This is a genomic window from Umezawaea sp. Da 62-37 (assembly GCF_032460545.1).
Classification (GTDB): domain Bacteria; phylum Actinomycetota; class Actinomycetes; order Mycobacteriales; family Pseudonocardiaceae; genus Umezawaea.
On the sequence record NZ_CP135965.1, the window covers coordinates 11562134 to 11577347 of the forward strand.

11 protein-coding genes are annotated in these 15214 nt (G+C 72.9%); 5 read left to right on the forward strand and 6 right to left on the reverse strand.

Features of this window, described 5'->3' with window-relative positions:
* Window positions 1-30: 30 nt before the first annotated feature.
* A complete protein-coding gene (locus RM788_RS51770; RefSeq protein WP_315929189.1) occupies window positions 31-1011 on the reverse strand; it encodes a hypothetical protein in 981 nt (326 codons plus the stop codon).
* Between the two features lie 148 nt (window positions 1012-1159).
* A complete protein-coding gene (locus RM788_RS51775; protein WP_315929190.1) occupies window positions 1160-1732 on the reverse strand; it encodes a DUF4240 domain-containing protein in 573 nt (190 codons plus the stop codon).
* Between the two features lie 142 nt (window positions 1733-1874).
* Here RM788_RS51775 and hrpA point away from each other — a divergent pair, with 142 nt between their 5' ends.
* The gene (gene hrpA / locus RM788_RS51780) at window positions 1875-5801 is read left to right on the forward strand and encodes an ATP-dependent RNA helicase HrpA (RefSeq protein WP_315929191.1); all 3927 of its coding nucleotides are present in this window, start codon (window positions 1875-1877) and stop codon (window positions 5799-5801) included.
* A 143-nt stretch (window positions 5802-5944) separates the two neighbouring features.
* On the opposite strand, the gene RM788_RS51785 is transcribed toward hrpA, so the two are convergent.
* Window positions 5945-7339, reverse strand: a complete 1395-nt coding sequence (locus RM788_RS51785) for an oxygenase MpaB family protein (RefSeq protein WP_315929192.1) — start codon at window positions 7337-7339, stop codon at window positions 5945-5947.
* Between the two features lie 174 nt (window positions 7340-7513).
* On the opposite strand from RM788_RS51785, the gene RM788_RS51790 reads away from it, so the two are divergent.
* The 4 genes from RM788_RS51790 (at window position 7514) to RM788_RS51805 (ending at window position 12330) form a co-directional block, all read left to right on the forward strand.
* Entirely contained in the window at window positions 7514-8146 is a 633-nt protein-coding gene (locus RM788_RS51790; protein ID WP_315929193.1) for a class I SAM-dependent methyltransferase, read from the forward strand.
* A 366-nt stretch (window positions 8147-8512) separates the two neighbouring features.
* Window positions 8513-9634, forward strand: a complete 1122-nt coding sequence (locus tag RM788_RS51795; RefSeq protein WP_315929194.1) for a nucleotide disphospho-sugar-binding domain-containing protein — start codon at window positions 8513-8515, stop codon at window positions 9632-9634.
* A gap of 1 nt (window position 9635) precedes the next feature.
* Complete coding sequence (locus tag RM788_RS51800; protein ID WP_315929195.1) at window positions 9636-11060, forward strand: MDR family MFS transporter; 1425 nt, start codon at window positions 9636-9638, stop codon at window positions 11058-11060.
* A 52-nt stretch (window positions 11061-11112) separates the two neighbouring features.
* Window positions 11113-12330 (forward strand): FAD-dependent monooxygenase, encoded by a 1218-nt coding sequence (locus tag RM788_RS51805; protein WP_315929196.1) that lies wholly within the window; start codon window positions 11113-11115, stop codon window positions 12328-12330.
* Window positions 12331-12342: 12 nt separating this feature from the next.
* Here RM788_RS51805 and RM788_RS51810 read toward each other — a convergent pair whose 3' ends face one another.
* From RM788_RS51810 to RM788_RS51820, 3 genes are read right to left on the reverse strand one after another with little or no spacing between them, the layout of a single operon-like run.
* The gene (locus tag RM788_RS51810; protein ID WP_315929197.1) at window positions 12343-12957 is read right to left on the reverse strand and encodes an FHA domain-containing protein; all 615 of its coding nucleotides are present in this window, start codon (window positions 12955-12957) and stop codon (window positions 12343-12345) included.
* Between the two features lies 1 nt (window position 12958).
* Window positions 12959-14242: a vWA domain-containing protein gene (locus RM788_RS51815; protein ID WP_315929198.1), complete on the reverse strand. Its 1284-nt coding sequence runs from the start codon at window positions 14240-14242 to the stop codon at window positions 12959-12961.
* Window positions 14232-15212 carry a PP2C family protein-serine/threonine phosphatase gene (locus tag RM788_RS51820; RefSeq protein ID WP_315929199.1) on the reverse strand — a complete coding sequence of 327 codons (981 nt, stop codon included), beginning with the start codon at window positions 15210-15212 and terminating at the stop codon, window positions 14232-14234. The genes RM788_RS51815 and RM788_RS51820 overlap by 11 nt, the downstream gene beginning before the upstream one ends.
* Window positions 15213-15214 lie beyond the last annotated feature (2 nt).

Genomic DNA, 15214 nt, shown 5'->3' on the forward strand with positions numbered 1-15214 from the left:
CGGGCGACCGCGAGGCCGGTCAGGGGTGGTTCACGGGGACGTCCGGTGGCGCAGCAGGTGGATGCCGTCGGCGGCGGTGAAGTACGCCCACACGTTGGCGCCTCCCGGTGTGGTGGCCAGACCGGTGTCGTAGGCGCTCTTGGTGGCGAGCTGCTCGGGCAGGACGACCTCTTCCCAGCCCGCGTCGGTCCAGCGGTAGTAGACGGGCCTGGTGGTGAACGTGCCGGGCGTGGTCCTGGTGCCCCACGTCCAGCCCGCGACGACGCCGCGCAGCGTGAGGCGGCCGGTGGCGGGCGGGGTCGGGAGGGTGGTCCAGGTGTCGCCGTCCCAGCGGTGGACGCCCATGCCGTGGGGGGTGGCGCAGCCCAGCCAGACGTCGGTGGGCGAGTTGGCCGCGACGCTGGTGACGTAGCCGCGCGGGCTGGTGGCCGCGGGGAGCGGGTGGTTGGTCCAAGCGGTGCCGTCCCACCGGGTGAGGATGGGGTACCGGTAGCTGGTGGGTCCGCTGCCGGACCAGCCGCTGCCGCCCGCCCAGACGTCGGAGGGCGCGGCGGCGGTGATCGTGGTGAGGCTTTCGCGGGTGGTGGTGAGGGCTTGGTCGGACGCCCAGGTGGGGTCGGTGCGGCGGAGGGTGTGGGGGCCGCGGCCGACGACGTGGACGTGGTCGGTGGCGGTGACGGCTTTGAGCCAGCCCGCGGCGGGGGTGTCGACGCGGGCCCAGGTAGCGCCGTCGTTGTGCAGGACCAGCGGGTCGCGGTGGGTGTTGCCGACGGCCCAGACGTCGGCGGTGGTGTGGGCGGAGATGGCGATCAGGCTGGCCGCGTCGTCCAGTTCGGGGAGGTCTTCGCGGGTCCAGGTGGCGCCGTTCCAGCGCAGGACGACGGGGCGGGACGGGCGGCTGGTGAGGATGTCGGCGGTGCCGGAGATCCAGGCGTGGTCGTCGCCGAGCGCGGTGAGCGCGGTCAGGGTGGTGCTGGGTGGGAGCGGCGGGAGCGTCTGGCGTTCGAACACTCGGACTCCCGGTGGGTGGGGCTGGTTGATCGAGTCCATCGGTGCGGTGGTGGCGGTGTCAGCCGCTGGATGGGGGAATGGGCCGGATCGTGGTGCGGGACACGTTGCCCCGCGTTCCGGGCTGGAATCGGCGTGACCTGGGGCTTCGTCACGCCTGGGCGTCGCGGTCGGCGAACAGGGCGGTGAGCCGGGGGAGCCTGCGCAGGAGTTCGGCGGTGTCGTCGAAGTCCCAGGGGGCGCCGTCGGGGTCGGGGGCGACCATGGGTTCGTGGCCGCGGGCCGCGAGCGCGGTGTCGAGGCCGTCCGGGTCGCCGGTGGTGCGGCGGTAGGCCTCGCGGGCGACGTAGTCGAGTGCTTCCCAGTCGGGGTCGTCGCTGCTCGGGACACCAGGGGCGAGCGTGGCCAGGTGCTGGACGGCCGGGTGGTCGGCGAGCGCGTCGGGGTCCTCGGCGACGCGGGCGAAGCGGGTGCGGCCGAGGCCGACGAGCCAGGCGAGGAAGTAGAAGAAGCCGTCGTCGGAGCAGCCCCCGAGGACGAGGTGGGCGGCGGCCCAGTGGTCCCAGGTGTCGGCGCGGCCGCGGACGTGGTCGAGGAGGACCTGGAAGTCGGCGACGTCGGGCGGCGGGAGTCCGGCGAGCCGGGTGGTGAGCCGGTCGAGGCGGTCGTCGGGGACGCGGTCGGCGTCGTGTTCGACGAGGGTCCAGAAGGTCGTTTCGTCCACGGCGGTGACGGTAGGGGCGGGGTACGACATTTCCGGTCGGCCCGCCCCGGCGCGGATCGGAGCCCCCAGGGGTGACTTGCGGTTTCCCCCGCCCGGTAACCCGATGGTCGTAGTCGGTGGGGCGTTCTATCCTGGTCGCAGTATGGACACGCCGCTCGCCGGGTCGCCGTTGGCCGACCTGCACAAACGTCTGCCCGAGTTGATGCTTCGCGACCAGCGCAGGCTCCAACGCCGTCTCGATGGTGCCCGGAGGGTGAAGGACCAGAAGTCGAAGCACGCGATCGCGGCGGAGATCGCCGGCGAGTTCGACGACGCCGAACTGCGGTTGGCGGTGCGCCGGGAGGGCGTTCCGAAGATCGCGTACCCGGCCGAGTTGCCGGTGTCGCAGCACAAGGACGAGATCCTGGCCCTGATCCGCGACCACCAGGTGGTGATCGTGGCGGGTGAGACGGGGTCGGGCAAGACGACCCAGCTGCCGAAGATCTGCCTGGAGCTCGGCCGCGGTGTGCGGGGCCAGATCGGCCACACGCAGCCGCGCAGGCTGGCGGCGCGGACGGTGGCCGAGCGGGTCGCCGAGGAGATGAAGACACCGCTGGGGTCCGCGGTGGGCTACAAGGTGCGGTTCAGCGACCACTCCGGCGAGGACACGCTGGTGAAGCTGATGACCGACGGCATCCTGCTCGCGGAGATCCAGTCGGACCGGGATCTGAGCCGGTACGACACGCTGATCATCGACGAGGCGCACGAGCGGAGTCTGAACGTGGACTTCCTGCTGGGGTACCTCAAGCAGCTGCTGCCGCGCAGGCCCGACCTGAAGGTCGTCATCACGTCGGCGACGATCGACCCGCAGCGGTTCTCCCGGCACTTCGAGGACGCCCCGGTGATCGAGGTGTCGGGGCGGACGTACCCGGTCGAGGTGCGCTACCGGCCGGTGGTCGACCCCGAGGACGAGTTCGTGGACCCGGACCGCGATCAGACCTCGGCGATCGTCGAGGCGGTCGAGGAGCTCCAGGCGGAAGGGCCGGGCGACATCCTGGTGTTCCTGTCGGGTGAGCGGGAGATCCGCGACACGGCGGAGGCGCTGGGGCAGGCGGAGCTGCGGGGGACCGAGATCCTGCCGCTGTACGCGCGGCTGTCCTACGCCGAGCAGCACCGGGTGTTCCAGTCGCACAGCGGTCGTCGGGTGGTGTTGGCGACGAACGTGGCGGAGACGTCGCTGACGGTGCCGGGGATCAAGTACGTGATCGACCCCGGCACGGCGCGGATCTCGCGGTACAGCCATCGGCTGAAGGTGCAGAGGCTGCCGATCGAACCGGTGTCCCAGGCGTCGGCGAACCAGCGCAAGGGCCGCTGCGGACGCGTGTCGGCGGGCATCTGCGTCCGGCTGTACACCGAGGACGACTTCGAGGCGCGCCCGGAGTTCACCGACCCGGAGATCCTGCGGACGAACCTGGCGTCGGTCATCCTCCAGATGACGTCGATCGGGCTGGGCGACATCGCGGCGTTCCCCTTCATCGACGGGCCGGACGCGCGCAACATCGCCGACGGCGTGCAGTTGCTGCAGGAGTTGGGGGCGATCGACCCGGAGGTGTCGGACGTCAACAGGCGGCTGACCCCGTTGGGGCGCAAGCTGGCGCAGCTGCCGGTGGACCCGCGGCTGGCGCGGATGGTGATCGAGGCGGACCGCAACGGGTGCGTGCGCGAGGTGATGATCATCGCGGCGGCGCTGTCGATCCAGGACCCGCGGGAGCGCCCGGCGGACAAGCAGCAGGCGGCGACGGAGCAGCACTCGCGGTTCGCGGACCCGACGTCGGACTTCCTGTCGTTCGTGAACCTGTGGACCTACCTGAAGGACAAGCAGCGGGAGCTGTCGTCCAACCAGTTCCGGAAGATGTGCCGCAACGAGTTCCTGAACTACCTGCGGGTGCGGGAGTGGCAGGACATCTACTCGCAGCTCCGGCAGGTCGCGAAGACGCTGAAGCTGACGGTGGGCGAGGACGCGGCGGAGCCGCAGAACGTGCACATCTCGCTGCTGTCGGGGCTGCTGTCGCACATCGGCGTGAAGGACGTGCCGAAGAAGGACCCCGGCAAGCGGGCGTCCACGGAGTACATCGGGGCGCGCGGCGCGCGGTTCGCGGTGTTCCCCGGTTCGGCGCTGTTCAAGAAGCCGCCGCAGTGGGTGATGGTGGCGGAACTGGTGGAGACCTCGCGGCTGTGGGGTCGGATCGTGGCGCGGATCGAGCCGGAGTGGGCCGAGCGGCTGGCGCCGCACCTGGTGAAGCGCAACTACAGCGAGCCGCACTGGGAGGCCAAGCGCGGTTCGGTGGTGGCGCTGGAGAAGGTGACGCTGTACGGGGTGCCGATCGTGGCGGCCCGGAAGGTCAACTACGGGCGGATCGACCCGGAGCTGTCGCGGGAGCTGTTCATCCGGCACGCCCTGGTGCAGGGCGAGTGGACGACGCACCACAGGTTCTTCGAGGCCAACCGGGCGCTGCTGGCCGAGGTGGAGGAGCTGGAGAACCGGGCGCGGCGGCGGGACATCGTGGTCGACGACGAGACGCTCTACGAGTTCTACGAGCAGCGCGTCGGCGCCGAGGTCGTGTCGGTGCGGCACTTCGACACGTGGTGGAAGAAGACCCGGCACACCCAGCCGGACCTGCTGACGTTCGACAAGGCGATGCTGATCAACGAGCGGGCCGAGGTCAGCGAGCAGGCCTATCCGGACTCTTGGCAGCAGAACGGGTTGACGCTGCCGCTGTCCTACCACTTCGAGCCCGGCGCGGGCACCGACGGCGTGACGGTGGACCTGCCGCTGCCCGCGTTGACGACGTTGGGCGACGAGGCGTTCTCGTGGCAGATCCCCGGTCTGCGGCTGGATCTGGTGGTGGCGCTGATCCGGTCGCTGGCCAAGCCGCTGCGGCGCAACTTCGTGCCGGTGCCGGACGTGGCGAAGGCCGTGCTGGCGCGGATCTCCACCGACGACCCGCTGCTGACCGCGCTGGAGCGCGAGCTGCGGACGTTGACCGGGGTGGTGGTGCCGCGGGACGCGTGGCAGCTCGACCAGGTGCCCGACCACCTGAAGCTGACCTACCGGGTGGTGGACGAGAACAACCGGCAGCTGGCCCTGGGCAAGGACCTGGGGGTGCTGAAGAAGCAGCTGGTCAAGGAGGTGCGGGCCACGCTCACCGCCGCGGCGGCGGACGTGGAGCGCTCGGGGTTGACGTCGTGGGACTTCGGCGCGCTGCCCAAAACGATGGAGCAGCGGCAGTCCGGTGTCGTGGTGACGGCCTACCCGACGCTGGTGGACGCGGGCGAGTCGGTGGCCATCCGGGTCGTGGACACGCCCGGCAGGCAGCGGTTGGCGATGTGGCGGGGCACGCGGCGGTTGCTGCTGCTCACGGTGCCCTCACCGGTGAAGGTGCTCCAGCGGACCCTGGACAACTCCGCGAAGCTCGCGTTGACCCGCAACCCGCACGGCGGGGTCGCGCCGCTGCTGGCGGACTGCATCTCGGCGGCGGTCGACCGGCTGATGACGGAGGCGGGCGGTCCGGCGTGGACGCAGGCCGGGTACGAGCGGCTGCTCAAGCACGTGCGGACCAACCTCAACCAGGCGGTGTTCGACGTCGTCGGCGAGGTCCGCAAGGTCCTGGTCGCGGCCCAGGACGTGGAGCTGCGGCTCGGCACGGTCAAGGCTCCGATCTTCGCCCCGGCGGTGGCGGACGTGAAGGCGCAGCTCGCGGGCCTGGTGCACAAGGGCTTCGTCACGCAGGTGGGCGCGGCGCGGCTGCCGGAGATCACCCGGTACCTGCGGGGGATCGAGCGGCGGCTGGAGAAGCTGACCGAGAACGTGGCGCGCGACCAGGAGTGGATGGACCGCGTCCACCAGGTGCACCAGGAGTACCGGGAGGTGCGGGCCCAGGTGCCGTCCGACGAGCCGAACGAGGCGCTGGACGACGTGCGGTGGATGATCGAGGAGCTGCGGCTGAGCTACTTCGCCCAGACCATCGGCACCCGGTACTCGGTGTCGGACAAGCGGATCTTCAAGGCGCTGGACGCGGTGGTCGGGTAGCGGTGGTCGGGTAGCGGTGGGACGCCCCGACGGGCGTCCCACCGCGGACCGTCTGGTGCGGTGACCACCAACCCTTGCCGGGTTTGGCGCCGCTCGGGGTGACCCCGAGACGCGCGAACCCGGTGAGGATCGCGGTCACCGAATTAGGTCCGGCCGAGCAGGTGCATCCCGGCCGAGGAGTCGCTGCGACCGGCGAAGAACCCGCCGAGCCCGATGGCGAACTCCTCCACGGTGAGCCTGCCGTCGCCGTCGGAGTCCAGCTGCCGGAAGCCGCCCAGCACCTCGTCGCCGCCGACCCGGTCACCGAGCAGACGGGTGTACTCGGCCTGGTCGACGTACCCGTCGCCGTCGCTGTCCAGCGCCGCGGCGACGGCGTCCATGGCCGTGCGCAGCGCCTTGCCGTGGGCGGCGCGTTCGTACTCGTGGCGGTCCACCCGCCCGTCGCCGTCCACGTCGGCCCCGGCCTGGAGGTCCAGCCACCAGGCGTGGAAGGCGTCGTAGAGAGCGGACTCCGTGGCCTCGTCGACCTCGAGCCTGGCCGCGATCACCCGTGCCGTCGCGGCGAGGTCGGACCAGCTGACGTACCCGTCGCCGCTCTGGTCCAGGATCCGCTCGAAGATCTCCGGGCGCCCGGCGGCCGGGGTGGCCGCCGCGCGCCGCAGGCTGCTGCTGAGGCGGCGTTCGGCCTCGATCGCGGCGGCGGCCACGGGCATGAACCGCAGGCGCTGCGGGGTGATGCGGTCCAGCAGCCGCGCGCCCCGGCACACGACCGTCGCGAGGGCGGTGCCCGTCGTGCCCGCGTGCATGCCGAACCGCTCCCGCAACTCCTCGGGGAGCAGGGCGGCGGTCATCCGCATGTAGGCGTCGGCGGCGGTGCCGCTGAGGACCCGCCACACCGGGGCCGGCAGGAACGCCAGGCGCGACGGCGGCGGGATGTCACCGGCCAGCGCGGCCAGCAGGTCGACCAGGCCCTGGGTCAGGGTGAGGCGCTGGGAGGTCATCTTCTCGAAGTAGACCCAGAAGTCCGCGACGGTGGCGGGCAGGTCGTCGTCCCCGAGGCCGAGCAGGGCGCCGCAGGTCCGCATCTCGTCGTAGAGCCGCGACTCGTCCTCGGGCGACAGGGGGTCGCCGCCCGCCCGGCACATGGTGACCACCGCTTCGAACAGGGTGAGGTGCACCCACGCCACGGCTTCGGGGTCCAGCGCGTCGAACGGGCAGCCCGAGGCGTCGACCCCGTTGATGCGGCTGTGCAGCCGGGTCAGCCTGGCGGCTTCCTTCTCCCGGCCCCTGGTGTCGAGGTACACGATCCGCTGCAGGCTCAGCATCGTCTGCTTGGCCCGCCGCCACGGGTGGCCGCGGTAGGTGGAGAACTGGGTCACCCCCGCGCCCACGACGGGGTGGGCGGTCTCCAGGACGAGGGCGCGCGCCAGGACGGTCACCAGCCGCCACTGCCCGATGTACTGCCAGGTGATCGAGTCGGGTCCGAAGGGCAGGGCACCGGTCGCGGCGGGTTCCGGGACGGTGTGGATCTCGTTCATGGTCGCATCCTCACGGTCGCCGGGGCCGGGTCGCGTTCCGCGACGCGCGCGGGTCACCCGTCCGGGGACGAGGACTACCCGGCCGTGGGGAGTGGCGCGCTGTCCGCACGGGTAGTGCCGCACTCCGGCTTGTCGTGGATCCCCCACACCGGGCACGCTCTAGGGTCCTCGTCCGTGACCGACTTCCTCGACACCACCCGAGCCTCCTACGACATCGTCGCGGCCGACTACGCCGACCTGCTGCGCACCGCGCTGGCCGAGAACCCGTTCGACCGCGCCATGCTGGCCGCGTTCGCCGAACTCGTCCCCGACGGCCCGGTCGCCGACATCGGGTGCGGGCCGGGGCGGGTCACCGCGCACCTGCGCGGCCTCGGGGTGGACGCGTCCGGGATCGACCTGTCGCCGGGCATGGTGGAGGTCGCCCGCCGCGACCACCCCGAGCTGCGGTTCGAGGTGGGGTCGATGCTCGACCTCGACCTGCCCGACGCCTCGCTGGCCGGGCTGCTGGCGTGGTACTCGGTGATCCACCTGCCGCCCGCCCGGCGGCCGGAGGCGTTCGCGGAGTTCCACCGGGTGCTGGTCCCCGGCGGGTACGCGCTGCTGGCGTTCCAGGTCGGCGACGAGGTCCTGCACATCACCCAGGGGTACGGGCACGACGTCGACATGGAGGCCTACCGGCTCGTCCCGGAGCAGGTCGGCGCGCAACTCGCCGAGGCGGGGCTGGCCCCGCACTCGACGCTGGTGCGCCAACCCGAGGCCAGGGAGAAGACCCCGCAGGCCTACCTGCTGGTGCGCAAGCCGTCATGACTCCGGCGGCAGCCCGAACAACCCCTCGGCGCTGCCCCCGGCCAGCGCGTCCAACGCCGTGACGAGCTTCTTCTCCTCGTATCCGGCACCCGGTCGCCCAGCACCCGGAAGGCGCCCGCGTCCTCACCGGTGCGGTGCGAGGTGACGGCCGCGCAGAAACGCCGGGCAGTGCGCCCGCAGGTCGCGCGGCGGTCTCCTGGCCGGGCGCACCGCGACGCTGCCGGGATTCGACCAGCTGTCGCCGCTCGGTCAAGCGCGCGGCCAGCCTGGCACGATTCAGCCACGGCCTTGGCGGTTCCCCACGTCGTTGATAACTTGATCATCCGTTGCCACGCAGGAAACCTCGACTCGAGAGGCACACCTCGGATGCGCGTTCTGATCGTTTCCGCACTGGGCACCGGTCACGTCCTCCCCGCCGTTCCGCTGGCGTGGGCGCTGCGCGCGGCGGGCCACGACGTGCTCCTGGCCGCCGCCGGTGACGCGCTCGTGGCCGGGAGAGCGGGCCTGCCGGTCGAGGACGTGCTGCCCGGACAGGACATGCGCGGCGTCTTCGAGTGGATCAGGGAGAACCGGCCCGAGCTGGTCGCGCGGCTGGGCAACACCGAGGCCAGCAGGGACCTCCGCGAAGCCGTGCCGGTGTTCGCCCAGGTCGCCGACCGGATGGTCGACGGGATCGTCGACACGGCGACCCGGTACCGCCCCGACGTCGTCGTCTACACCCAACTCCAGGGCGCGGGCCCGCTGGTGGCCGCCAAGCTCGGGGTGCCCGTCGTGCAGCAGGGGTTCGGCTTCGCCCGGACCACCGGGGTGAACGAGCTGATGCGCGAACACCTCGCCGACGCCTACCTCAGGCACGGGGTCACCGGCACCGCGGAGCCGCAGCGGATCGACGTCGCCCCGCCCAGCATGCTCGCCGGCGCACCGGAGGGGTGGTCGGCCCGGTACCTGCCCTACAACGGCGGGGCCGTGCTGCCCGACTGGCTCGCGCGCCCGCCGAGCCGCCCGCGCGTCGCCGTCACCCTGGGCACGGTGGCGCCGATGATGAGCGGGTTGGGCGCCGTGAGCCGGATCGTCGACGTCGTGGCGGGAGTCGACGCGGACTTCGTCCTCGCGGTGGGTCGGACCGACGTCGGCGACCTGCCCGACAACGTCGTCGCCGTGCCGTGGGTGCCGCTGGACCAACTGCTGCGCACCTGCACGGCGATCATCCACCACGGCGGCGCGGGCACGACCCTGACCGCCGCCGACGCCGCGCTGCCCCAACTGGTGGTGCCCGACGGCGCCGACCGCTACGCCAACGCCGACGCCGTGCACGAGCGCGGCATCGGCGTCTCGACGACACCCGAGGCGGTGGACGCCGACCTGATCGGGTGGCTGCTCAAGGCGGACGGACCACGCGTGGCGGCCGCGGAGGTGCGCGAGGAGATGCGCGCCATGCCGACCCCGGCGTCGCTGGTGCCGCGCATCGTCGAACTCGCGGCCTCCTGAGATGCCGGGCGGCCTCAAACCGACGTCCGTGGTGTCGGTGGTGTTCGTGGCGACGATGTTCGTCAGCATCCTCGACGCGACCATCGTCAACGTCGCGGTACCCGCGATCAGCGCCGACCTGGGCGTCTCGCCGGTGGAGGCGCGCACGGCCGTCGTCGGGTACCTGATCGCCCTCGCGGTGGTCATCCCGCCCAGCGGCTGGCTCAGCGACCGGTTCGGCGCCACGCGGGTCCTGCTGACCGCGCTCGCCGTGTTCACCGTCGCCTCCGCGCTGTGCGGGATGGCGCAGACCCTGACCCAGCTGACCGCGTTCCGCGTCCTGCAAGGACTCGGCGGCGGGATGCTCATCCCGATCGGGATGGCGATGCTGTTCCGGGTCTTCCCCGCCGAGGACCGGATGCGCGTCTCGCGGATCACGGTCGGGCCCGCCGCGGTGGCACCCGCCCTCGGACCGGTCCTCGGCGGCCTGTTCGTGGACCACCTGTCCTGGCGGTTCGTGTTCTTCGTCAACGTGCCGATCTGCGTGGCCGTCCTGGTGTTCGGTCTGCTGTTCCTGCCCAGGGGGCGCGAACCCGCGGTCGGCCGGTTCGACGTCGCGGGGTTCGTCCTGTCGTGCGCGGGGTTGGCGCTGCTGGTGTACGCGCTGACCGAGGGCGCGACCGCCGGGTGGACGTCGCCGGTGGTCGTGACGACCGGCCTGGCGGGGACCGCGCTGCTGGCGGCCCTGGTCGTCGTCGAGCTCCGCGTCCCGGAACCGATGCTGGACCTGCGGCTGTTCGGCGACCGGGTGTTCCGCACCGTCAACGTGGTGACCGTGCTGGCCGTCGCGGCCTTCCTCGGCTCCCTGTTCGTCTTCCCGCTGCTCTACCAGAACGCCCTCGGCGCCTCCGCCTCGCAGACCGGCCTCATCGGCTTCCCCGAGGCGATCGGGGTGATGGTGGGCTCGCAGGTCGCCGGGCGGGTCCACCGCCGCGTCGGGGCGCGCGGGCACATCGCGGTGGCACTGCTGGCCGTCGCCGCGGGGCTGGTCGGGCTCGGACTCGTCGACGGGTCCACCGATCCGTGGCTGACCAGGGCGATCATGTTCTTCCTCGGCGTGGGCATGGGCAACGTCCTGAGCGCCACGCGGGCCGCCGTGTTCGCCACGCTGCCACCGGAGAAGACCGCGATGGCCTCCGCGCTGTTCAACACCAGCGGGCAGGTGGGCTCCGCCCTGGGTGTCGCGGTGCTCGGCGGCGTGCTCGTCGCGCTGGGGACCACCACGACGTCGGGGCAGCCGAACCTCGCCGCCTACCACGCGGCGTTCTTCGTCGCCGCCGCGCTCATGGTCGTGGGCGCGGCCTGCGCGTCGGCCCTCCGCGAGAAGGCCACGGCAACGCCCGTCGCCGTGGCCGCTGATCAAGCGGACCACCACGGCGGTCCCTAGGCTCGGGGGACGGGCCACGCACCCGTGGACCGGACACCGTCGAAGGGCTCATGTGGACACCCGTAGCATCCTCATCTCCGGGGCCGGTATCGCCGGACCGACGCTCGCGTCGTGGCTGTCGGCCTCGGGTTGGGACGTGACCGTGGTCGAGCGCTTCGACGGCGTGCGCGAGCAGGGCCAGAACATCGACGTGCGCGGGGTCGGGCGCCAGGTGATCCGCCGCATGGGCCTGGAGGACGCCGTCCGCGAGCGCCACACCGGCGAGACGGGGACGGACTTCGTCGACGACCGCGGCCGTCCGATCGCGTCCTTCTCGGCGGGCGCCGACGACACCGGCGGTGCCACGGCCGAGCTGGAGATCCTGCGCGGCCAGTTCGCCACGCTGCTCTACGACCACTCCGCGGCCAGCGCCGAGTACGTGTTCGGCGACCGGATCACCACCCTGCACGACGACGGGGCGGGAGTGGACGTGGAGTTCTTGCACGGCCCCGCCCGCCGCTTCGACACCGTGGTCGTCGCAGACGGGCTGCGCTCGCGCACCCGCTCCCTGGTGATGCCGGACGCGCACATCCACGAACTCGGCCTCTACACCGCCTACCTGACGATCCCGCGCGCCGCGGGTGACAACGATCGGTGGCGCGTGCTGACCTGCGGGCAAGGGCGGGCGATGACGCTGCGCCCGGACAACCTCGGCACCACCCAGGCCTGCCTGAGCTTCGTGTCCGACGTGCGCGGCCTGGACCGGCTCGGCCACGACGACGTCGTCGCCGTCCTGCGCGCGACCTACGCCGACGTCGGCTGGCAGGCCCCGCGCGTGCTCGCGGGCCTCGACACCGACTCCCTGTACTTCGAGGAGGTCGGCCAGGCGAAGCTCCCCACGTGGAGCCGCGGCCGGATCGCGCTGCTCGGCGACGCCGCCTACTGCGCGTCACCCATCAGCGGCATGGGGACCACCCTGGCGCTGGCGGGCGCCTACGTCCTGGCCGGGGAACTCACCGGGAACGACGACCCGCGCACCGCCTTCGCCCGCTACGAGCGGATCCTGCGGCCCCTGGTCACCAAGGCGCAGAACCTCCCGCCCGGCGCCCCCTGGATCGCCCACCCCCGCAGCAACCTGGGGCGCGGGTTGTTCCGGACCGCCGTGCGCGTCGCCGGGTCCCCGCTGCTGGGCCGGGTCGCGGGCCTGGCGGGCCGGTTCGCCACCCCGCCCGCCGAGGCGATCGCGCTTCCGGACTACCCGATGCCCGCCCACCCGGCGGTCACCGCCTGACGGCGGCGGGTCTCAGATCAGGCGCAGCGTCAACGTCGTCCAGGCGCCGAGGTGGACGCGGTCGCCGTCGGCCACCGGGTGGGGGCGGTTGGCGGGAAGCGGATCGACGGCGTCGTTGACCGTGGTGCCGTTGGTGGAGGACAGGTCGACCACGGCCCACGCGTCGCCTGCACGGACGAGCATGGCGTGGCCCGCGGACACACCGGGGTCCTCGGGCGGGCCGATGAGGTCGATGTCGGGGTGGATGCCGCGCGACCGGCTGCGGCGGCCGATGCTGACGCGGTCGTCGTGCAGCACGAACCGCCGCTCCGGGCAGTACAGCGGGAACTCCACGGCAGCGGAGTCCGGGCCGCCCGCGGCGACCACCCGGTCGAAGTAGCCCCGGTCGGCGGTGACGACGACCTGCCACGTCACGGGCGCGGCCACCGGGGGACGGGGCGCGCCGACGGCGATGTCCAGGGAGTCGTGGCCGCACTCCTCGCAGAACCGGCCCACCTGCCCGGTCCCGCACGACGGACACGCGCGCGAATCCGGCGCGACCACCGGCTCCGGTGCGTCCAGGGCGATGCCGCACACGTCGCAGTAGTCGTCGGCGGCGCCGACGTGACCCGCGGGACAGGTCGGCACGTCAGCCGCCCTTCCCGACCCGCTTGGTCACCGTGGATCGGGTGTCCAGGGTCATCTCGTCGGCGTCGGCCACCTGCGGCCGCAGCCTCACCGTGCCGGTGACCGGGTCGTCCACCTCGACGACCTTCGCCAGCAGCTCCGCGGTGCCGGTGTTGCCCGAGGACGCCGCCAGCGCCACCGCCCGGCCCAGTTTCGCGGTCGCGGTCTCCACGTCGCCCGCCTTGCGCGCCTCCAGACCGTCCTGGATGACCTCCGCCAGTTCCGCCTGCCCGGTGTAGTGGGCGACCTCGCGGTTGATCCGCGTCGACAGCTCCTCGTCGGCGGTCCACACCGCCAGCACCCGGCCCTGCCCCAGCACCCCGCCGCCCGGCGCGACCAGGCTGACCCGCCCGGCGAGCATCCGGTCGCCCACACCGGCGGGCCGCACCCGCACGCACAGGTGGTAGTCGCGGCTCTCCTCGCCCCACGCGCCGGTCGGGTAGTCGCCGGTGCGCGGCCCGGCCTCGGCGCGGCGGCCGGTCAGGTCCAGCACGGTGGGGGAGACCTGCTTGAGGAACCGCACCGAGGCGCCCTCCGGCGTCCACAGCCGCAGCGACACGCCGCCCACGGCCTTGCCCATGGCGGTGGCCGTCATCGCCCGGAAGTCCTCGGCCAGCCCCAGGGGGTCGGCGACGATGTCGACCGTCCCCAGCATCGCCTCGGCGATCTTGCGCAGCTCCCCGACCTGCCAGTCGGTGCCCACACCGCGGCAGTCGCAGGTGAACCGGCCGCCGATCGAGGCCAGCGTCCGCGACAACTGCGCGGGCGTCTCGTGCTGGTTTTGACCGTCGGTCAACAGGATCGCGTGCTTCAACGGCCCCTGGTGCCGGGCCAGCACCTGGTCGGCCAGCGCCAGCCACCGCCCCATCGCGGTACCGCCGTCCGCGACGAGGTCGCGCACGACCCGCTTCGCCTCGATCTTCGTCCGCGGGCTCGCCACGGCGAGGCCGCGGTGGGTCGGGTAGATCATCCGCGCGGACTCGGTGCCCTCCACCACGGCGAAGGACACCCCGTCGCGCAACGCGTCGATCGCGGTGGTGGTGGCGTGCTTGGCCGCGGCGAGCTTCGTCGGCGGGTACCGCATCGATCCCGAGCAGTCCACGACGAGCACCTGCGCGACGTCCTCGGCCGCCACCCCGCCCGCGGGGATCCCGGACGCGGCGACCGTGACGATCGCGTCGACCTCCCGCGCCCCGTCGGTCAGGTACTCGTTCTGGAAGACCTCCACGGCGAACTCAGCGGCCACGGCCCACCCCCACTTCGATGACGACGACGGTGATGTTGTCGTGCCCGCCCGCGGCCAGCGCGTGCTCGGTCAGCTCCCGCGCCAGCTCCACCGGTGTCGTGCCGCGGGTGCGCGCCGCGTCGAGGTCCTCGACCTCCGGCAGGTAGTTCCACAGCCCGTCGCTGCACAGCAGCACCAGCCCGGTCTCCTCCGGGCGCAACGTCACCACGTGCGGGCTGACCTGCCCGGAGTCGCCGCCCAGCCAGCGCGACAGCACGTGCGAGCGGCGGTCGTTGACCGCCTCGGCCTCGGTGAGGACCCCGTCGGCGACCAGCTGCGCCGCCCACGTGTCGTCCTTGGTCAGCCGGCGCGACGGGGTGGCGTTGCCGACGTCGGCCAGCCAGTAGGCGCGGCTGTCGCCTACCCAGCCCACGACCGCGCCGTCGTCGGTGCGCATCGCCGACACGTAGGTGCACGACGGCGCCACGTCCGGCGCCTCGGCGCGGGCCAGCGCGCCGGCGGCGCGGTTGGCCGCCGCCACGGCGAGCACGGTGGCGCGCTCGGGATCGGTGCCCTCCACCAGCGCGTCGACCAGCACGGTGTTGGCCGCGTCCACGGCGGCCTGCGACGCCTCGTCGGCCCGCTCGGAGGACGCCACGCCGTCGCAGACGATCGCGGCGACCCCGCGGCCGTGGACGTGGCCGAACGCCATGGAGTCCTCGTTGCGCGCGCGCCTGCGGCCGCGGTCGCTGATCCCGGCGACGGTGGGCAGCACGAACTCCATCCGGTCGCGGCCCACGGGTTGGGCGCGGCCGCACTGCTCGCAGAACCCGTCCTCGTCGATCTCCGCGCTCCCGCACGAGCACAGCGCGGCGGCCGTGCCGTCGGGGCCGCCCACCGGGGTCGTGCGCACCAGCAGGTTGCGGCCGCAGCCTTCGCAGAAGCGGTCCTCGGCGGCGACGGGCTCGTCGCACTCGGGGCAGTTCGTCATCG